The sequence below is a fragment of the Enterobacter sp. PL_is379 genome (genome assembly GCF_055817355.1).
In genome coordinates this window covers 304405-323408 of sequence record NZ_JBVPGT010000029.1, presented here as the reverse complement: position 1 = coordinate 323408, position 19004 = coordinate 304405, and the positions used below count along the sequence as shown (strand labels likewise).

At 57.1% G+C, this 19004-nt stretch carries 21 protein-coding genes; 17 read left to right on the top strand and 4 right to left on the bottom strand.

Annotated elements, in window-relative coordinates:
* Position 1 precedes the first annotated feature (1 nt).
* The 3 genes from qseG to glnB all read left to right on the top strand — a co-directional run bounded on the left by qseG (position 2) and on the right by glnB (position 2467).
* On the top strand, positions 2-739 hold the full coding sequence (gene qseG / locus AC0TOY_RS14015) for a two-component system QseEF-associated lipoprotein QseG (protein WP_024908631.1): 738 nt from the start codon (positions 2-4) through the stop codon (positions 737-739).
* Entirely contained in the window at positions 726-2063 is a 1338-nt protein-coding gene (gene glrR, locus AC0TOY_RS14010) for a two-component system response regulator GlrR (RefSeq protein ID WP_267215171.1), read from the top strand. The genes qseG and glrR overlap by 14 nt, the downstream gene beginning before the upstream one ends.
* Before the next feature lie 65 nt (positions 2064-2128).
* Positions 2129-2467 (top strand): nitrogen regulatory protein P-II, encoded by a 339-nt coding sequence (glnB, locus tag AC0TOY_RS14005; protein WP_003860685.1) that lies wholly within the window; start codon positions 2129-2131, stop codon positions 2465-2467.
* A gap of 81 nt (positions 2468-2548) precedes the next feature.
* Here glnB and hmpA read toward each other — a convergent pair whose 3' ends face one another.
* Positions 2549-3739, bottom strand: coding sequence for an NO-inducible flavohemoprotein (gene hmpA / locus AC0TOY_RS14000; RefSeq protein ID WP_473721963.1), 1191 nt, complete (start codon positions 3737-3739; stop codon positions 2549-2551).
* Positions 3740-4043: 304 nt separating this feature from the next.
* Here hmpA and glyA point away from each other — a divergent pair, with 304 nt between their 5' ends.
* Positions 4044-5297 carry a serine hydroxymethyltransferase gene (gene glyA, locus AC0TOY_RS13995; RefSeq protein ID WP_008502165.1) on the top strand — a complete coding sequence of 418 codons (1254 nt, stop codon included), beginning with the start codon at positions 4044-4046 and terminating at the stop codon, positions 5295-5297.
* Positions 5298-5351: 54 nt separating this feature from the next.
* On the opposite strand, the gene AC0TOY_RS13990 is transcribed toward glyA, so the two are convergent.
* The gene (locus tag AC0TOY_RS13990) at positions 5352-5774 is read right to left on the bottom strand and encodes a DoxX family protein (protein WP_024908634.1); all 423 of its coding nucleotides are present in this window, start codon (positions 5772-5774) and stop codon (positions 5352-5354) included.
* 172 nt (positions 5775-5946) lie between these two features.
* On the opposite strand from AC0TOY_RS13990, the gene AC0TOY_RS13985 reads away from it, so the two are divergent.
* Positions 5947-7092: a 3-phenylpropionate MFS transporter gene (locus AC0TOY_RS13985; RefSeq protein WP_008502163.1), complete on the top strand. Its 1146-nt coding sequence runs from the start codon at positions 5947-5949 to the stop codon at positions 7090-7092.
* Here AC0TOY_RS13985 and csiE read toward each other — a convergent pair.
* On the bottom strand, positions 7087-8364 hold the full coding sequence (gene csiE, locus AC0TOY_RS13980) for a stationary phase inducible protein CsiE (RefSeq protein ID WP_473721962.1): 1278 nt from the start codon (positions 8362-8364) through the stop codon (positions 7087-7089). The two genes, AC0TOY_RS13985 and csiE, sit on opposite strands and share 6 nt — an antisense overlap.
* Positions 8365-8489: 125 nt before the next feature.
* On the opposite strand from csiE, the gene AC0TOY_RS13975 reads away from it, so the two are divergent.
* Positions 8490-9128 (top strand): DUF1007 family protein, encoded by a 639-nt coding sequence (locus tag AC0TOY_RS13975; protein WP_148769408.1) that lies wholly within the window; start codon positions 8490-8492, stop codon positions 9126-9128.
* Positions 9119-10099 carry a nickel/cobalt transporter gene (locus AC0TOY_RS13970; RefSeq protein WP_048991346.1) on the top strand — a complete coding sequence of 327 codons (981 nt, stop codon included), beginning with the start codon at positions 9119-9121 and terminating at the stop codon, positions 10097-10099. Before AC0TOY_RS13975 ends, AC0TOY_RS13970 begins: the two co-directional genes overlap by 10 nt.
* Positions 10100-10139: 40 nt before the next feature.
* Here AC0TOY_RS13970 and suhB read toward each other — a convergent pair whose 3' ends face one another.
* Entirely contained in the window at positions 10140-10943 is an 804-nt protein-coding gene (gene suhB / locus AC0TOY_RS13965) for an inositol-1-monophosphatase (RefSeq protein ID WP_024908639.1), read from the bottom strand.
* Between the two features lie 131 nt (positions 10944-11074).
* On the opposite strand from suhB, the gene trmJ reads away from it, so the two are divergent.
* The 10 genes from trmJ to pepB all read left to right on the top strand — a co-directional run bounded on the left by trmJ (position 11075) and on the right by pepB (position 18941).
* Positions 11075-11800 (top strand): tRNA (cytosine(32)/uridine(32)-2'-O)-methyltransferase TrmJ, encoded by a 726-nt coding sequence (gene trmJ / locus AC0TOY_RS13960; RefSeq protein WP_024908640.1) that lies wholly within the window; start codon positions 11075-11077, stop codon positions 11798-11800.
* Positions 11801-12020: 220 nt separating this feature from the next.
* Positions 12021-12512 (top strand): Fe-S cluster assembly transcriptional regulator IscR, encoded by a 492-nt coding sequence (iscR, locus tag AC0TOY_RS13955; RefSeq protein WP_024908641.1) that lies wholly within the window; start codon positions 12021-12023, stop codon positions 12510-12512.
* Between the two features lie 119 nt (positions 12513-12631).
* Complete coding sequence (gene iscS / locus AC0TOY_RS13950) at positions 12632-13846, top strand: cysteine desulfurase (RefSeq protein ID WP_008502157.1); 1215 nt, start codon at positions 12632-12634, stop codon at positions 13844-13846.
* Between the two features lie 24 nt (positions 13847-13870).
* Positions 13871-14257, top strand: coding sequence for a Fe-S cluster assembly scaffold IscU (iscU, locus tag AC0TOY_RS13945; RefSeq protein ID WP_003860661.1), 387 nt, complete (start codon positions 13871-13873; stop codon positions 14255-14257).
* A gap of 13 nt (positions 14258-14270) precedes the next feature.
* On the top strand, positions 14271-14594 hold the full coding sequence (gene iscA, locus AC0TOY_RS13940; protein WP_003860659.1) for an iron-sulfur cluster assembly protein IscA: 324 nt from the start codon (positions 14271-14273) through the stop codon (positions 14592-14594).
* Positions 14595-14674: 80 nt separating this feature from the next.
* Entirely contained in the window at positions 14675-15190 is a 516-nt protein-coding gene (gene hscB / locus AC0TOY_RS13935) for a co-chaperone HscB (RefSeq protein WP_024908642.1), read from the top strand.
* A 14-nt stretch (positions 15191-15204) separates the two neighbouring features.
* On the top strand, positions 15205-17055 hold the full coding sequence (hscA, locus tag AC0TOY_RS13930; RefSeq protein WP_024908643.1) for a Fe-S protein assembly chaperone HscA: 1851 nt from the start codon (positions 15205-15207) through the stop codon (positions 17053-17055).
* A 1-nt stretch (position 17056) separates the two neighbouring features.
* Positions 17057-17392: an ISC system 2Fe-2S type ferredoxin gene (gene fdx, locus AC0TOY_RS13925; RefSeq protein WP_003860652.1), complete on the top strand. Its 336-nt coding sequence runs from the start codon at positions 17057-17059 to the stop codon at positions 17390-17392.
* 1 nt (position 17393) lies between these two features.
* Positions 17394-17594, top strand: coding sequence for a Fe-S cluster assembly protein IscX (gene iscX, locus AC0TOY_RS13920; protein ID WP_003860650.1), 201 nt, complete (start codon positions 17394-17396; stop codon positions 17592-17594).
* A 60-nt stretch (positions 17595-17654) separates the two neighbouring features.
* Positions 17655-18941, top strand: a complete 1287-nt coding sequence (gene pepB / locus AC0TOY_RS13915) for an aminopeptidase PepB (protein ID WP_157189590.1) — start codon at positions 17655-17657, stop codon at positions 18939-18941.
* The last annotated feature ends 63 nt before the right edge of the window (positions 18942-19004 follow it).

Below are 19004 nucleotides of genomic sequence, written 5' to 3'. Positions count from 1 at the left end.
AATGAATCTATGTCTGGTGAGTATGTCACACGTCTTTTCCCGCGCCGTACGCGCGGTGTTTTCCCGCAACACGCTTCGCCTGAGCCTGCCCTGTTTATTTCTGGCAGGGTGTGTTTCCCATGCGCCACAAAGTGCAATTAGCGATAAACAAGAAGATAAATGGCCCGATAACCAGCTGGCCGATTTCCTCTCAACCCGCTGTGACGATATCTGGAACCTGTCAGGTCATGACGTTGAAAGCAACCCGCTGTTCTGGCTGCGTGGAATAGATTGCGCCCAGCGTCTGGCCCCGGTAGACGCTCGCTCGAAGGCGGCGATGCTGGATGACGACACCTGGCAGGACGCTTTCAAGCGCGGCATTTTGCTGGCTGATGCGAAAATCACCCCCGTCGAACGGCGCGCCAACGTGACCCGACTGGACACGTTCGTGGTCAATCTTCCCGTGCAGGTACGCCCGGTATACCAGCTCTGGCGCGATGGGCAGACATTACAGCTTCAGCTGTCTGAAGAGCGCTCCCGCTACAGCAAGCTGCAACAGTCAACCGACAGCGAGCTTGATACGCTGCGTCAGCAGCAGCAACATTTACGTACGCAGCTCGATACCACAACGCGTAAGCTGGAAAACCTGACCGATATCGAAAGGCAGCTCTCGTCGCGCAAATATCAGCCGGGGAGTTCATCTGCGGCACCGGACAGCGATACGCCGAAACAAGAGGATGTGAAGCATGACGAGCCGTAAACCTGCCCATCTGTTACTGGTGGATGACGATCCCGGGCTGTTAAAGCTGCTGGGCATGCGTCTGGTGAGTGAAGGCTACAGCGTCGTGACCGCGGAAAGCGGGATGGAGGGGCTTAAGATCCTCAGCCGCGAGAAAATCGATCTGGTGATAAGCGACCTGCGGATGGACGAAATGGATGGCCTGCAGCTGTTCGCGGAGATCCAGAAGCAGCAGCCGGGTATGCCCGTGATTATCCTGACGGCGCACGGGTCGATCCCGGATGCGGTTGCCGCGACGCAGCAGGGAGTATTCAGCTTCCTGACCAAGCCGGTAGATAAAGACGCGCTGTATAAGGCAATCGACAGCGCGCTGGAACACGCCGTCCCGGCGGGGGATGAAGCGTGGCGGGAGTCCATCGTCACCCGCAGCCCCGTGATGCTGCGTCTGCTTGAACAGGCCCGGATGGTGGCGCAGTCCGACGTCAGCGTGCTCATCAACGGCCAGAGCGGTACCGGGAAAGAGATCCTGGCCCAGGCGATCCATAACGCCAGCCCGCGCAGCAAGAACGCCTTTATTGCGATTAACTGCGGCGCGCTCCCGGAGCAGCTGCTTGAATCTGAACTGTTTGGTCACGCCCGCGGGGCATTCACCGGGGCGGTAAGCAGCCGGGAAGGGCTGTTCCAGGCCGCGGAAGGCGGCACGCTGTTCCTGGACGAGATTGGCGATATGCCCGCGCCGCTGCAGGTTAAGCTGCTGCGCGTGTTGCAGGAGCGCAAAGTTCGCCCGCTGGGCAGCAACCGCGACATTGATATTAACGTGCGAATTATTTCCGCCACCCACCGCGATCTGCCGAAAGTGATGGCCCGCAACGAGTTTCGTGAAGATCTCTACTACCGCCTGAACGTGGTGAACCTGAAGATCCCGGCGCTGGCGGAGCGTGCGGAAGACATTCCGCTGCTGGCGAACCACCTTTTACGCCAGGCGGCCGATCGCCATAAACCATTCGTGCGCGCGTTTTCCACCGATGCAATGAAGCGGCTGATGGCCGCAAGCTGGCCGGGCAACGTGCGTCAGTTGGTCAACGTGATTGAGCAGTGCGTGGCGCTGACCTCTTCACCGGTCATCAGCGACGCGCTGGTGGAGCAGGCGCTGGAAGGGGAAAACACGGCGCTGCCGACGTTTGCCGAAGCGCGGAATCAGTTTGAGCTCAACTATCTGCGCAAGCTATTGCAGATCACCAAAGGCAATGTGACCCACGCCGCGCGCATGGCCGGACGCAACCGCACCGAGTTCTACAAGCTGCTGTCGCGCCACGAGCTGGAAGCAAACGATTTTAAAGAGTAATGCCGTATGGTACTGTGAGCAATCGATTACGAGGCAGCTTACAGGCAAGAGTTTAAGGACCCACCATGAAAAAGATTGATGCGATTATTAAACCTTTCAAACTGGATGATGTGCGTGAAGCTCTGGCGGAAGTCGGCATCACCGGGATGACCGTGACGGAAGTGAAAGGTTTTGGTCGTCAGAAGGGCCACACCGAGCTTTACCGTGGCGCAGAGTACATGGTCGACTTTCTGCCGAAAGTGAAAATTGAAATCGTGGTCAGCGACGATATCGTTGATACCTGTGTGGATACCATTATCCGCACCGCGCAAACCGGCAAAATTGGCGACGGTAAAATCTTCGTCTTTGACGTGGCGCGCGTGATCCGTATCCGTACCGGCGAAGAAGACGACGCCGCGATTTAACATTGCCAACGGTTTTGTAGGCCGGGTAAGGCGCAGCCGCCACCCGGCGAAAAAAAGCCCCTCGAACGAGGGGCTTTTTCATTACAGCACCTTATGCGGCCCGAAACATTCGTAATGAATGCTGTCTTTGTTCACGCCCAGCTCAACCAGCTGCTGAGCGGCATACTGCATAAACGCCACCGGCCCACAGATGTAGAACTGCATGTCCGGCGCGCTAAACGCCCCTTCCATCTGGCTTAAATTCATCAGACCTTCGCTGTCAAAGCGGGCAGCTGCGCGGTCTTCCTCCGTCGGCAGGCGATACCAGGCGTGCGCGGTAAAGCGCGGCAGGGACGCCCCGAGCGTTTTCACCTCCTCCGCAAAGGCGTGTACATCGCCGTTCTCGGCGGCATGGAACCAGTTAACCTGCGCGCCGTGGCGAGATTTCGCCAGCGTATCGAGCATCGCCAGCATTGGCGTTTGGCCGACGCCCGCAGAGATCAGCGTAACCGGGGTGTTTGCTTCAACGGCCATAAAGAAATCACCCGCCGGCGCGGCCAGATGGACCACGTCGCCCACGTTCGCTTCGTTGTGCAGCCAGCTGGAAACCTGACCGCCGTCCTCACGCTTCACCGCAATGCGGTAGCCTTTACCGTTTGGCTTGCGGGTAAGAGAATACTGACGGATCTCCTGATGCGGGAAGCCTTCTGGCTTCAGCCACACGCCCAGATACCAGCCAGGCTGGTAATCGGCCACCGGTTGACCGTCCACCGGCTCAAACTCAAAGCTGGTAATCAATGCGCTGCGCGGGGTTTTCTCGACGATGCGGAACGCCCGCGTGCCTTCCCAGCCGCCGTTCTTACTGGCGTTTTCACTGTAGATCTGTGCTTCACGGTTGATAAACACGTTTGCCAGCACGCCGTAGGCTTTACCCCACGCGTCCAGCACCTCCTGGCCCGGGCTGAACATCTCGTCCAGCGTCGCCAGCAGGTGGCCGCCCACAATGTTGTACTGCTCGGGTTGGATCTGGAAGCTGGTGTGCTTCTGCGCGATTTTTTCCACCGCGGGCAGCAGTGCAGCCAGGTTTTCAATATTGCTGGCGTAGGCCGCGATGGCGTTGAACAGCGCTTCGCGCTGATCGCCGTTACGCTGGTTGCTCATGTTGAATATCTCTTTGAGCTCCGGGTTGTGCGTGAACATGCGATCGTAGAAATGGGCGGTGAGTTTAGGGCCGGTTTCCACCAACAGAGGAATGGTGGCTTTTACGGTAGCGATGGTTTGAGCGTCGAGCATGAGCGCGTCCTTCTGATGTTACTTTAATGATGTATTTTAAATGCATCTTATAAAAAATACCCCTGCGTTGTAAATGGTTCTTTGCAAGATGAAAAATATGCATCACAAACCTGAAAAGAAATCCGCTGGAAAGGGCGAGAGCTTTATTCCTCAAACCCTTGCGTGGCGGGTAGGAAAACGTTTGCGTAAAATCGTTTGTCAAGACCTGTTATCACAGAACTAATCAGTTATACTGTTGCCCGTCGTCCAACAGGACTGCCTTTTCAGGCCAAAATTTACTTGTTAGCTGAGTCAGGAGATGCGGATGTTAAAGCGTGAAATGAACATTGCCGATTATGATGCCGAACTGTGGCAGGCTATGGAGCAGGAAAAAGTACGTCAGGAAGAGCACATCGAACTGATCGCCTCCGAAAACTACACCAGCCCGCGCGTTATGCAGGCGCAGGGTTCTCAGCTGACCAACAAATATGCTGAAGGTTACCCTGGCAAACGCTATTACGGCGGTTGCGAGTACGTTGATATCGTTGAGCAACTGGCTATCGACCGTGCGAAAGAACTCTTTGGCGCTGACTACGCGAACGTGCAGCCGCACTCTGGCTCTCAGGCTAACTTCGCGGTCTATACCGCGCTGCTGCAGCCGGGCGATACCGTTCTGGGTATGAACCTGGCGCAGGGCGGCCACCTGACTCACGGCTCCCCGGTTAACTTCTCCGGCAAACTGTACAACATCATCCCTTACGGTATCGATGAGTCCGGTAAAATTGACTACGAAGACATGGCGAAGCAGGCTAAAGAGCACAAACCGAAGATGATCATCGGTGGCTTCTCTGCTTACTCCGGTATCGTTGACTGGGCAAAAATGCGTGAAATTGCAGACAGCATCGGTGCTTACCTGTTCGTTGACATGGCGCACGTTGCGGGTCTGATCGCCGCAGGCGTTTACCCGAACCCGGTTCCACACGCTCACGTTGTGACCACCACCACCCACAAAACCCTGGCGGGTCCACGCGGTGGCCTGATCCTGGCGAAAGGCGGTGACGAAGAGCTGTACAAAAAACTGAACTCCGCGGTGTTCCCAAGCGCGCAGGGCGGCCCACTGATGCACGTTATCGCGGCAAAAGCGGTAGCGCTGAAAGAAGCGATGGAGCCTGAGTTCAAGGTTTATCAGCAGCAGGTTGCCAAGAACGCCAAAGCGATGGTGGAAGTGTTCCTGAACCGTGGCTACAAAGTGGTATCCGGCGGTACTGAAAACCACCTGTTCCTGCTGGATCTGGTTGATAAGAACCTGACCGGTAAAGAAGCTGACGCTGCCCTGGGCCGCGCCAACATCACCGTGAACAAAAACAGCGTGCCAAACGATCCGAAGAGCCCGTTCGTGACCTCCGGTATCCGTATCGGTTCTCCGGCCGTGACTCGCCGCGGCTTCAAAGAAGCGGAAGTGAAAGAGCTGGCTGGCTGGATGTGTGACGTTCTGGACAACATCAATGACGAAGCGGTTATCGAGCGCGTCAAAGGTAAAGTTCTGGATATCTGCGCACGCTTCCCGGTATACGCATAATTCCTCTGCTTTGCAGAAATAAAAAAGGCCGCGCTTGCGGCCTTTTTTTATGGCTTAACGCCGGTCAAGGGAAATCGCGCCGGGACCAACAATCGCCAGCAAAATAAAGGCGCCAGCAATACTGATATTCTTGTAGAAGTTAATCATATTCGGTACGACCGCATCACCGGTCATATCCCAGTAGTGATGCCCAATCACCGCCGTTCCGAGGGTGTAGAACACAAACAGTACCGCGAGAGGACGGGTGAAAAAGCCCAGTACGATCAGAATGGCGGCAGGTACTTCCATCACCACCGCAATAATGGCCGCCAGCATGGGCATCGGCGTTCCCAGCGAGGTCATGTATTGTACGGTGCCGCTAAATCCCGTCAGTTTTGGATAACCAAAGATAATAAACAGCACGACAAGTGCGATGCGGCCGATCAACAGCAGCAGGTGACGCGACTGACCGAAATCGAGATAACGTAGTGAGTTCATGGCAGAAAACCTCTGCAAGTGGAGTAATTTAAACGTAATACATATTTCCATTCCCTGCCATAAGCCAGGCGACTGCACAAGATGTTAATTTTTCGTTAATTTATAGCAGGCTATCTACTTGCTTAATTTTTATATTCTCGCCAGACTATGGCCTCGATTTCGGGAGGGATTCATGGTCTTGCATTCCACGCGCTGGCTGGCGCTCAGTTATTTCACCTATTTCTTTAGCTACGGCATTTTTCTGCCCTTCTGGAGCGTCTGGCTCAAGGGTATCGGCCTGACGCCCGAGACCATCGGCGTCCTGCTGGGGGCCGGGCTGGTGGCGCGTTTCCTCGGCAGCCTGCTGATTGCCCCGCGCGTCAGCGATCCCTCCTTACTGATCAAGGCCGTGCGCATTCTTGCTCTGCTGACCCTGGTCTTTGTGGCCTGCTTCTGGGTCAGCCACCAGTTTGCCTGGCTGATGGTGGTGATGGTCGGCTTTAACCTGTTCTTCTCACCGCTGGTGCCGCTGACGGATGCCCTGGCGAACACCTGGCAAAAGCAGATCACCATGGACTATGGTCGCGTGCGCCTGTGGGGCTCTATCGCCTTTGTGATTGGCTCGGCGCTGGTGGGCAAACTGGTCAGCCTTTACGATTATCGCGCCATTCTTGCCCTGCTGAGCATCGGTATTGCCTCGATGCTGCTGGGCATGCTGCTGCGACCGTCGGTGATGCCACAAGGGGAAAGCCGCCATCAGGAGAGCGCCGGCTGGCCCGCATGGCGGAGCCTGGTCGCACAGAGCTGGCGTTTTCTGGCGTGCGTGTGCCTCCTTCAGGGGGCACATGCGGCGTACTATGGCTTCAGCGCTATCTACTGGCAGGGGGCAGGGTATTCCGCTTCCGCCGTGGGATATCTGTGGTCGCTGGGCGTGGTGGCCGAAGTCATTATCTTTGCCCTGAGCAAAAAACTGTTCCGCCGCTTTGGCGCGCGTGACCTGCTGCTGCTTTCCGCCGTGTGTGGGGTGGCGCGCTGGGGGATTATGGGCTGGACGACCGATCTGCCGTGGCTGATTGTGGCGCAAATTCTTCACTGCGGCACCTTTACCGTGTGCCATCTGGCAGCCATGCGCTATATCGCTGCGCGTGAGGGCGGGGACGTGATTCGCCTGCAGGCCGTCTACTCGGCAGTGGCAATGGGGGGCAGTATCGCGATCATGACGGTGTTTGCGGGGTTCCTCTATCAGCATCTGGGGCACGGCGTCTTCTGGGTGATGGCGCTGGTCGCCTTGCCCGCCATCGTTGTTCGCCCTAAAGTGGCCGCCCGCGCGTCGCTATGATTCCAGCATGGCGCGAATATGTTCTTGCTGCTGCGCGTTCAATGTCTCAACGGCATGGATCAGCGGCGGCGAGAACAGCGGCAGGGCTGTAGGGTAGGGGGTGATAACCAGCGCGGCCTCGCGCGGTGCCCCCTCTTTCTGAAAGGCCTGCAGCGTCAGGTAGCGAATGTTGAGCGGCAGCAGCGTCAGCTCGCGAAGCTGCTGTTCAATCCGCTCCTCGCTGGCTTTATCGTCTCCCGTCAGCAGGATCACCTGTTTTTCATGCAGGTCAGTCTCCTGCATCAGCCAGGCACCAAAAATCACCGCCACGAGGCTCATCTCTTCATCGGAAAAACGCAGGCCAAATTCCGCCTCCAGCTCAAACAGCGCCTCTTTCGTGGTGCGTAACAGTCGGGGATAAAGGCGGTGGATCTCCTCCGGCAGGTTATTGTCGATGCCGATCTCAAACAGCGAACGGTCCAGCGCCTGAGCCAGATGGATATACAGCTGATCGGTCAGCCCTTGTTCATCGCTGAAGTTCATCCCGGTCTGGGAACGAAAGCGGGCCACCATGCGCACGATGGCCCGACGTAGACGCTGATCCTGCTGGTGCTTATCAAGCACCGGATCGGGCATGCGGAGCATCATAAACAGCAGCGCCAGAAACAGCTGTTCATCCCCGTGGGCACCCTGCGGGACGCGCCGTCTCCAGTGGCGCACGATCTCCTGGGCCGTAAAATACTCCCCTCTCGACTGGGTCCAGCTGCGCTGAACGTGGGAAAACTTCGGCGTATTCCCGAGCTGGTGCTGAATAAGGCAGTATTGCAGATAAAGCTGTAAAAACTGGACGTCGCGGCATTCAAACTGGCGCTGGAGCTTGCGTGAGCAGAAGCCGATCAGCGCCCGCAGGTTCGCATCGTCGTAAAGCGGACGCGCAATGCCGTGTTGTTTAAGCGCGGTTTTTAATGCGGGGGTAAACTGGTGCGAGACGAACTGCGGGCAAAGCCGCAGCGCCCGGCGCAGCCAGTGCAGCAGGCATAAACGCTGATTCAGGGCTGTGCCTTCAATCCGGTAGCAGCCGTCGTGGTGCGTGACGATATCCAGCCGGTGATAGCGCTGGATTTCATCGCGCGTCTCGGCTATATCTTGCCGTGCCATCGCGTCGTCCACGCCGTTGGCAGCGATTATGCTCTGTGCGGTGACGGCAGCATCGGGCAGGTAAAGCATTAAAAGCACCTGGCAGCGGCGCTGCGAACTGGAAAGCACAGATGGAATTTCAAGCGTCGTCATCATCTGTCAGGTATCCAGTGTGAATGTTTGATAAGAATAGCTAAAGGATGAGCGCTGAAAAGCGCGCCGGCAGGCCTTTCACTCAGGATTGCTGGGGAACATCACAGAATTTTTGACGTGAGGAATTGATGCAAACAGTTAAACAATGTGCGATGGCGTTATTTTTGGCGGTTATCAGCTTAACCGCCAGCGCACACCCTCACAGCTTTATTGACATCAAAACCGAGCTGGTCACCGACGGCACGCAATTGAGCGGCCTGAAAATGCGCTGGACGATGGATGAAATCACCTCGGCCGATCTGCTCTACGATGCGGGAAATGCGAAGCCCGGCGATGAAATCTGGAAAAAGCTGGCGGCGGAAGTAATGGCCAACGTGCTCGGCCAGCACTACTTCACTGAATTCTGGCACAACGGGCAAAAGGTCAAATTTCTGAACCGACCCACGGAATACGGGATGACGCGTGAAGGGCACCAGGCGGTGCTGACGTTCGTGCTTCCGCTGGCGCATCCGCAGCCGCTGGCGGGGCAAACGTACCGCTTTTCCACCTTTGACCCTACCTACTATGTTGACATGCGCTATGACAAAGACAGCGACGTACGGCTGCCGGACGCGCTGCAAAAAAGCTGCAAAATTGGCGTGCACACCCCCAAACCCAGCGAAGAGACGCTGAACTTTGCGGTCTCGCTTGATAAAGAAGATGCACCGCCCGAGGATATGGAATTGGGTAAACAGTTTGCGCAGGAGGTGACGTTACAATGTCAGTGATCTCCTCTCCGGTTCGGAAACCGCGCCGCTGGCTGCACCTCTGGCCGCTGGCGCTCTTTTTACTGTTAGCAGCTGGCGGTGCGCTGTGGCTGTGGCAGGCCTGGCCGCAGGTCATGATGAAAAGCATTATCTGGCAGCGTGAGGTCAACCAGCAGATGAGCGGTCTGCTGAAGGCGGTGGCGGAGAACCCGACAAAAGCGGGTGGTTCCCTGCTGGCGTTCAGTTTTGTCTATGGCGTTCTGCACGCCCTGGGGCCGGGGCACGGCAAAATCGTCATCACGACCTGGCTCGCCACCCATCCGTCAAAGTTGAAATCGAGTATCGGCCTGACGCTGGCCTCCTCGCTGCTTCAGGGCGGCGTGGCGATTGCGCTCGTGGTGGTCGTGCTTTCGCTGTTACAGCTTCCCGCGCGCCAGTTGCACTTGAGCAGCTTCTGGCTTGAAAAAGGGAGCTACGCGCTGGTGGGTTTGCTGGGGCTGATCCTCTGCTGGCGGGCGCTGAAAAAGCTGCGCGTGCTGCTGCAAAAGCCGAAATTCAAAACCTTTACGCCGCACCACGTTCATGATGAAAACTGCGGCTGCGGACATCAGCATTTGCCCACGCAGGAACAATTACAGAACGGTGACGACTGGCGCGCGCGGTTGGTGATTGTTCTCTCTATGGGCATGCGCCCGTGTTCGGGTGCCATCATGGTGCTGCTGTTCAGTAAGGTGATCGGCGTGTTCGGCTGGGGCATGCTGTCCGCGCTGGCGATGGCGGCAGGAACCTCTCTCACCATTTCGTCTTTAGCGCTGCTGGTACACAGCTTCCGTCAGCTGGCGGTCAAACTCAGCGGCAATAAAACGCCGGTGCTGTGGCGACAGGTAGGATGGACAACGCTTGCGCTGGCGGGCGGGGTGATTCTGCTGGTAGCGGCGGTAACGATGTGGATGAGTGCGGTGCCGGTGGGAAGGGGATTGCGGCCGTTTTAGTTTTAATTCCCTCTCCCACAGGGAGAGGGAATTACCGGGATTAACGCTTCAGCGCATCGCTCAGTTCATCACGCATGTTTGCCAGCATGGCTTTAACAACGCGTGGGTTACCCGCAACGATGTTGCCGGTAGACAGATAGTTATGGCCGCCGGTGAAGTCGCAAACAATGGCGCCTGCTTCACGCGCGATCAGCTCGCCCGCTGCAAAATCCCATGGCTTCAGTGAGAGTTCGAAGTAACCGTCAACGCGGCCGGTGGCAACATAGGCCAGATCCAGCGCAGCAGAACCGGTGCGACGGAAGTCCGCGCATTCGGTGAACAGTTTGCCCAGGATATTCATATAGGTGGTCGCGTGCTGTTTTGCCTTGAACGGGAAACCGGTCGCCAGGATGGTGCCGTCCAGATCGCGTGCGTTGCTGCAGCGCAGACGGTAGCCGTTCAGCTGTGCGCCCTGACCGCGGGTCGCGGTGAACAGTTCGTTACGCATTGGATCGTACACAACGGCGACTTCAGTACGGCCTTTAATGCGTACTGCGATAGACACAGAGAAGTGTGGCAGGCGTTTGACGAAGTTGGTGGTGCCATCCAGTGGATCGATAACCCATTGAACATCCTGATCGGTACCTTCATGTTCACCGCTTTCTTCGGTGATGATGGTGTGCTGTGGGTAAGATTTGCGGATCGTTTCGATAATAATCGCTTCTGCGGCTTTATCGACGTTCGTCACGAAATCATTGCTGCCTTTCTGGCTGGTTTCTACGGAGTCTGGCGTTTCGTAGTGTTTGGCAATTACATTACCCGCCTTGCGCGCTGCGCGTACGGCGATGGTCAGCATCGGATGCATCGGTCTCTCTCACTGGATGTTAAAGAACAGGAAAATCGGCGCAGAGTATAGCAGCGGGATCGGATTATGTCTCCCGTTTATGATAATATGCCCGAATATTCTTCAGACGCTGAATTCAGACATTAAAAATTATGCTGCAAAACATTCGAATCGTGCTGGTCGAAACATCGCACACCGGCAACATGGGCTCCGTTGCCCGCGCTATGAAAACCATGGGCTTAACGAACCTGTGGCTGGTTAACCCGCTGGTGAAACCCGACTCGCAGGCTATCGCGCTGGCGGCCGGGGCCAGCGACGTGATCGGCAATGCCCAGATCGTCGACACCCTTGACGAAGCGCTGGCCGGCTGCAGCCTCGTTGTGGGTACCAGCGCGCGTTCGCGCACGCTGCCGTGGCCAATGCTCGATCCGCGTGAATGCGGCCTGAAAAGTGTCTCGGAGGCAGAACAGGCGCCGGTTGCGCTGGTGTTTGGCCGCGAGCGCGTTGGCCTGACCAACGACGAGCTGCAGAAGTGTCATTATCACGTCGCGATTGCGGCAAACCCGGAGTACAGCTCGCTGAACCTGGCGATGGCGGTGCAGGTTATCGCTTACGAAGTCCGTATGGCGTGGCTGGCAACGCAGGAAAAAGAGGTCGAGCCGAAAGAAGAGACTGCTTACCCGCTGGTGGACGACCTTGAGCGTTTCTACGGTCACCTGGAGCAGACGCTGCTCTCAACCGGCTTTATCCGTGAAGGCCACCCGGGCCAGGTAATGAACAAGCTGCGCCGCATGTTTACCCGCGCGCGTCCGGAAAGCCAGGAACTGAACATCCTGCGCGGGATCCTGGCGTCGATTGAGCAGAAGAATAAAGAGTAGTGCCGGTTTGTTTTCTCCCTCTCCCGGTGGGAGAGGGGCGGGGTGAGGGCATCAGGCCGCACCTGTATTATGAAGGCACAGAAGGTTAAATACCTGACTAAAACAGTCAAGTAAATAGTTGACCATTTTAGTCAGGAATGTCAGACTTGGCCCTGCTATGCAATACCCCATTTTACTATAAAAAACCCCGGGCAGGGGCGAGTTTGAGGTTAAGTAAGACATGAGACTGACATCTAAAGGGCGTTATGCCGTGACCGCGATGCTGGACGTTGCGCTCAACTCCGAAGCGGGCCCGGTTCCGTTGGCTGATATTTCTGAACGACAAGGGATCTCCCTCTCTTATCTGGAACAGCTGTTCTCCAGACTGCGTAAAAATGGACTGGTTTCCAGCGTTCGTGGCCCAGGCGGCGGTTATCTGCTGGGTAAAGACGCGGGCAGTATTGCAGTTGGTGAAGTGATTAGCGCAGTTGACGAATCCGTTGACGCGACCCGTTGCCAGGGTAAAGGCGGCTGCCAGGGCGGCGATAAGTGCCTGACCCACGCGCTGTGGCGCGATCTGAGCGACCGTCTCACCGGCTTCCTGAACAACATCACCCTGGGTGAACTGGTCAATAACCAGGAAGTTCTGGATGTCTCTGGTCGTCAGCACAGTCAGGATTCCCAACGCAGCACCCGCGCGCAGGACGCTATCGACGTCAAACTGCGCGCGTAATAAAACGATAAGTATTTCAGAATCAGGCCGGGGCGAAGACTCGCCCCGTGTACTCGGTCGTACATCCAGCCGGTTGCCTGATTCCTTGCATTGAAGCGATGTACGGAGTTTAAAGAGCAATGAAATTACCGATTTATCTCGATTACTCCGCAACCACGCCGGTGGACCCGCGTGTTGCCGAGAAAATGATGCAGTGTCTGACCCTGGACGGAAACTTTGGTAACCCAGCTTCCCGTTCACACCGTTTTGGCTGGCATGCTGAAGAGGCGGTTGATATCGCCCGTAATCAGATTGCTGACCTGGTGGGTGCCGACCCGCGTGAGATTGTTTTCACCTCTGGTGCGACCGAATCCGACAACCTGGCGATCAAAGGTGCAGCCAACTTTTATCAGAAAAAAGGCAAGCACATCATCACCAGCAAAACCGAACACAAAGCCGTGCTGGACACCTGCCGTCAGCTGGAGCGTGAAGGGTATGAAGTCACCTATCTGGCGCCACAGAGCAACGGCATCATCGATCTGAAAGAGCTCGAAGCGGCTATGCGTGATGACACCATTCTGGTCTCCATCATGCACGTCAACAACGAAATCGGCGTGGTACAAGACATCGCGACCATCGGCGAAATGTGCCGCGCGCGCGGTATCATCTACCACGTGGACGCGACCCAGAGCGTGGGCAAACTGCCTATCGACCTGAGCCAGCTGAAAGTTGACCTGATGTCCTTCTCCGGCCACAAAATCTATGGCCCGAAAGGGATTGGCGCGCTGTACGTGCGTCGTAAACCACGTATCCGCATCGAAGCACAGATGCACGGTGGCGGTCACGAGCGCGGCATGCGTTCCGGTACGCTGCCTGTTCACCAGATCGTGGGCATGGGCGAAGCCTACCGCATTGCAAAAGAAGAGATGGAAACCGAGATGGCACGCCTGCGCACGCTGCGTAACCGTCTGTGGGACGGCGTGAAAGATATGGAAGAAGTGTATCTGAACGGCGATCTCGAGCAGGGCGCACCGAACATCCTCAACGTCAGCTTCAACTATGTTGAAGGCGAGTCGCTGATCATGGCGCTGAAAGACCTGGCGGTTTCTTCCGGTTCTGCCTGTACCTCTGCAAGCCTTGAGCCATCCTACGTGCTGCGCGCGCTGGGTATGACTGACGAGCTGGCACACAGCTCTATCCGTTTCTCTTTAGGTCGTTTCACTACCGAAGAAGAGATTGACTACACCATCAAGCTGGTTCGCAACTCCATTGGCCGTCTGCGCGACCTTTCTCCACTGTGGGAAATGTTCAAGCAGGGCGTGGATCTTAACAGCATTGAATGGTCACATCACTAATCGGTACACAAGGAGAATTCAATCATGGCATACAGCGAAAAAGTCATCGATCATTACGAAAACCCACGCAACGTTGGCTCTTTTGACAACAGTGACGAATCTGTTGGTAGCGGCATGGTCGGTGCGCCGGCGTGTGGCGACGTGATGAAGTTGCAGATTAAAGTCAACAATGAAGGTATCATTGAAGACGCGCGCTTCAAGACCTACGGCTGCGGTTCTGCTATCGCGTCCAGCTCCCTGGTCACCGAATGGGTGAAGGGCAAGTCTCTGGACGAAGCACAGGCAATCAAGAACACGGATATTGCTGAAGAACTCGAACTGCCACCGGTGAAAATTCACTGCTCAATTCTGGCAGAAGACGCGATCAAAGCCGCCATTGCGGATTACAAAAGCAAACGTGAAGCAAAATAATTGAGGTTTGAGTATGTCGATTACCCTTAGCGACAGCGCTGCCGCGCGAGTAAGCTCTTTTCTGGCGAACCGTGGTAAAGGCTTTGGCCTGCGACTGGGCGTACGTACCTCCGGCTGTTCTGGTATGGCTTACGTACTGGAGTTTGTTGACGAACCGGCGTCTGACGACACCGTGTTTGAAGACAAGGGCGTGAAGGTGGTGGTCGATGGCAAAAGCCTGCAATTCCTCAACGGCACTCAGCTGGACTTCGTTAAAGAAGGCCTGAACGAAGGGTTCAAATTCACGAACCCGAACGTCAAAGACGAGTGTGGTTGCGGCGAAAGCTTCCACGTTTAACCGCGCGTCATCCGAAACCCCACCGTGGCGTTACCCGCTACGCGTGGGGTTTGTTTTAACAGGCTACCCCTGAGATTGTTATGGATTACTTCACTCTCTTCGGACTACCCGCTCAATACCCGATTGATCTCCAGGCGTTGACGATCCGTTTTCAGGATCTGCAGCGTCAGTACCATCCGGACAAATTCGCGAGCGGTACTCAGGCAGAGCAGCTGGCTGCGGTTTCTCACTCTGCCACCATCAACCAGGCCTGGCAGACGCTGCGCCATCCGCTGGCGCGCGCTGAATATCTGCTCTCGCTCCACGGTTTTGATCTGGCGAGCGAACAGCACACCGTGCGTGACACGGCGTTTCTGATGGAGCAGCTGGAGCTTCGCGAAGAGCTCGATGAGATTGAACAGGCCAAAGACGAAGCGCGTCTGGAAAGCTTTATCACGCGCGTGAAGGGCATGTTCGATACCCGCCATCAGCAGATGGTGGAGCAACTGAACAACGAGACCTGGGACGTGGCGGCAGATACTGTGCGCAAACTCCGTTTTCTCGATAAACTGCGAAGCAGTGCTGAACAACTCGAAGAAAAGCTGCTCGATTTTTAATTTCGGAAGCAATTATGGCCTTATTACAAATTAGTGAGCCTGGCTTAAGTGCCGCACCGCACCAGCGTCGTCTGGCGGTGGGTATCGATCTGGGCACCACCAATTCCCTCGTGGCGACCGTGCGCAGCGGCCAGGCGGAAACGCTGGCTGACGAGCAGGGCCGCCATCTGCTGCCTTCCGTGGTCCACTACCAGCAGCAGGGTCACGCGGTCGGCTATGACGCCCGCGCCAACGCCGCGCGCGATCCGGCCAACACCATCAGCTCCGTCAAGCGCATGATGGGCCGCTCGCTGGCCGATATTCAGACCCGCTACCCGCATCTGCCGTATCAGCTGCAGGCCAGTGAAAACGGCCTGCCGATGATTGCGACTGCGGCCGGTCTGCTGAACCCGATTCGTGTTTCTGCTGACATTCTCAAAGCGCTGGCTGAGCGCGCTACGGCAACGCTCGGTGGCGATCTGGACGGCGTGGTGATCACCGTTCCTGCCTACTTTGACGATGCACAGCGTCAGGGCACCAAAGACGCCGCGCGTCTGGCGGGCCTGCACGTGCTGCGTCTGCTGAACGAACCGACGGCGGCGGCGATTGCCTACGGCCTCGACTCCGGTCAGGAAGGGGTCATTGCGGTTTACGATCTCGGCGGCGGTACCTTTGATATTTCAATCCTGCGCCTGAGCCGCGGGGTATTTGAAGTGCTGGCGACCGGCGGGGATTCCGCGCTGGGCGGTGATGACTTCGACCATCTGCTGGCGGACTACATTCGCGAGCAGGCGGGCATCAGCGATCGCAGCGATGCCCGCGTACAGCGCGAGCTGCTGGATGCGGCTATTGACGCCAAAATCGCCCTGAGCGATGCGCAGACGGTTACCGTAAACGTTGCGGGCTGGCAGGGTGACATCACCCGCGACCAGTTCAGCGATCTGATTGCCCCGCTGGTGAAACGCACCCTGCTGGCCTGCCGTCGCGCATTGAAAGATGCGGGCGTTGAGGCGAACGAGGTGCTGGAAGTGGTCATGGTAGGCGGTTCGACCCGCGTGCCGCTGGTGCGCGAGCGCGTGGGCGAATTCTTTGGCCGCACGCCGCTGACTTCCATCGACCCGGACAAAGTGGTTGCCGTGGGCGCCGCAATCCAGGCCGATATTCTGGTCGGCAACAAGCCGGACAGCGAAATGCTGCTGCTGGACGTCATCCCGCTGTCGCTGGGGTTAGAAACCATGGGCGGCCTGGTGGAGAAAGTGATCCCGCGTAACACCACCATTCCGGTGGCGCGCGCACAGGAGTTCACCACCTTCAAAGACGGCCAGACCGCGATGTCCATCCACGTAATGCAGGGCGAACGCGAGCTGGTGCAGGACTGCCGCTCTCTGGCGCGCTTTGCGCTGCGCGGTATCCCGGCGCTGCCTGCGGGCGGGGCGCATATTCGCGTCACCTTCCAGGTGGATGCCGACGGCCTGCTGAGCGTCACGGCGATGGAAAAATCCACCGGCGTGGAATCGTCCATTCAGGTGAAGCCGTCCTACGGCCTGACCGATGGCGAAATCGCCTCCATGATTCAGGACTCAATGAGCTACGCCGAGCAGGATGTGAAGGCGCGTATGCTGGCGGAACAAAAAGTGGAAGCCGCACGCGTGCTGGAAAGCCTGACCGGCGCGCTCGCTGCCGACGCCGCGCTGCTCAGCGCCGCTGAGCGTCAGGTGATTGACGAAGCGGCCGCGCGCTTAAGCGTGGTCGCTGAAGGCAATGACGCTGACGCAATAGAAGAAGCCATTAAAAACGTTGATAAACAAACCCAGGACTTTGCTGCTCGCCGCATGGACAAATCTGTCCGCGTCGCGCTGAAAGGCCAGTCCGTGGACGAGGTTTAATATGCCAAAGATTGTAATTTTGCCTCATGCGGACCTCTGTCCGGATGGCGCTGTTCTGGAAGCGAAGACCGGTGAAACCATTCTCGATGTTGCCCTGCGTGCAGGTATCGAAGTGGAACACGCCTGTGAGAAATCCTGTGCCTGCACCACCTGCCACTGCATCGTGCGTGAAGGTTTTGACTCTCTTGCCGAGAGCACCGAAGACGAAGACGACATGCTGGATAAAGCATGGGGTCTGGAGCCAGACAGCCGCCTGAGCTGCCAGGCTGCGGTGACCGATGAAGATCTGGTCGTGGAATTCCCACGTTACACCATCAACCACGCACGCGAGCATTGATATGGGACTGAAGTGGACAGACAGCCGTGAAATCGGCGAAGCGCTCTACGACGCGAACCCGGATCTCGATCCGAAGACCGTACGATTCACCGACATGCACCAGTGGATCTGCGATTTAGAGGATTTCGACGACGATCCAAACGCATCCAATGAAAAAATTCTGGAGGCGATTCTGTTAGTCTGGTTAGATGAAGCAGAATAAATAACAAAACGGGCTGCCTTCAGGCGGCCCGTTTGCTAGTTGCTAATAAGGAAAAATAAAATGACCGAAGCGATGAAGATTACGCTCTCTACGCAGCCCGCCGACGCGCGCTGGGGCGAGAAAGCCAGCTACAGCATCAACAACGACGGTATTACCCTGCACCTGACGGGCAACGATGATTTGGGCCTGATCCAGCGCGCCGCGCGTAAAATTGACGGTCTGGGCATTAAGCATGTCTCGCTGGAAGGCGAAGGCTGGGACACCGACCGCAGCTGGGCGTTCTGGGCGGGTTACAAAGGGCCGAAAGGCACCCGCAAAATTGAGTGGGCGAACCTTGATGCCGCTGGTCAGAAAGAGCTTGAAAGCCGCCTGCAAATTATCGACTGGGTGCGCGACACCATCAACGCCCCGGCGGAAGAGTTAGGCCCTGAGCAGCTGGCGCAGCGCGCGGTTGACCTGCTGTGCGGCGTGGCGGGCGACAAGATGTCCTACCGCATCACCAAGGGTGAAGACCTGCGCGAGCAGAACTACATGGGTATCCACACCGTGGGCCGTGGTTCTGAGCGTCCACCAGTGCTGCTGGCGCTGGACTACAACCCAACCGGCGATAAAGACGCTCCTGTCTTTGCCTGCCTGGTAGGTAAAGGCATCACTTTCGACACCGGCGGCTACAGCCTGAAGCAGAGCGCGTTCATGGACTCCATGAAGTCCGACATGGGCGGCGCGGCCACCATCACCGGCGCGCTGGCGTTTGCCATCACCCGCGGTCTGAACAAGCGGGTGAAGCTGTACCTGTGCTGCGCGGACAACATGGTGAGCGGTAATGCCTTCAAGCTGGGCGACATCATTCGCTATCGCAACGGCAAAAACGTCGAAGTGATGAACACCGACGCCGAAGGCCGTCTGGTGCTGGCCGATGGCCTGATCGACGCGTCTGCCCAGAAGCCAGAGCTGATTATCGATATGGCGACCCTGACCGGCGCGGCGAAAACCGCGCTGGGTAACGACTACCATGCGCTGTTCAGCTTCGACGACAAGCTGGCCGCTCGCCTGCTGGCAAGCGCCGCTGCTGAAAATGAACCGTTCTGGCGTCTGCCGCTGGCCGAGTTCCACCGCAGCCAGCTGCCGTCCAACTTTGCCGAGCTGAACAATACCGCCAGCGCGGCGTACCCGGCGGGCGCAAGCACCGCGGCAGGCTTCCTGTCTCACTTCGTTGAGAATTATCATGAAGGCTGGCTGCACATCGACTGCTCCGCAACGTACCGTAAAGCCGCGGTTGAGCAGTGGTCTGCGGGCGCAACCGGACTGGGCGTGCGTACCGTGGCGAACCTGCTGACGGCTGAGTAATCTTTTTAGCCGGGTGGCGCTACGCTTACGCGCGCCTTCGGAGTCATCATATTGCCCGGCGGC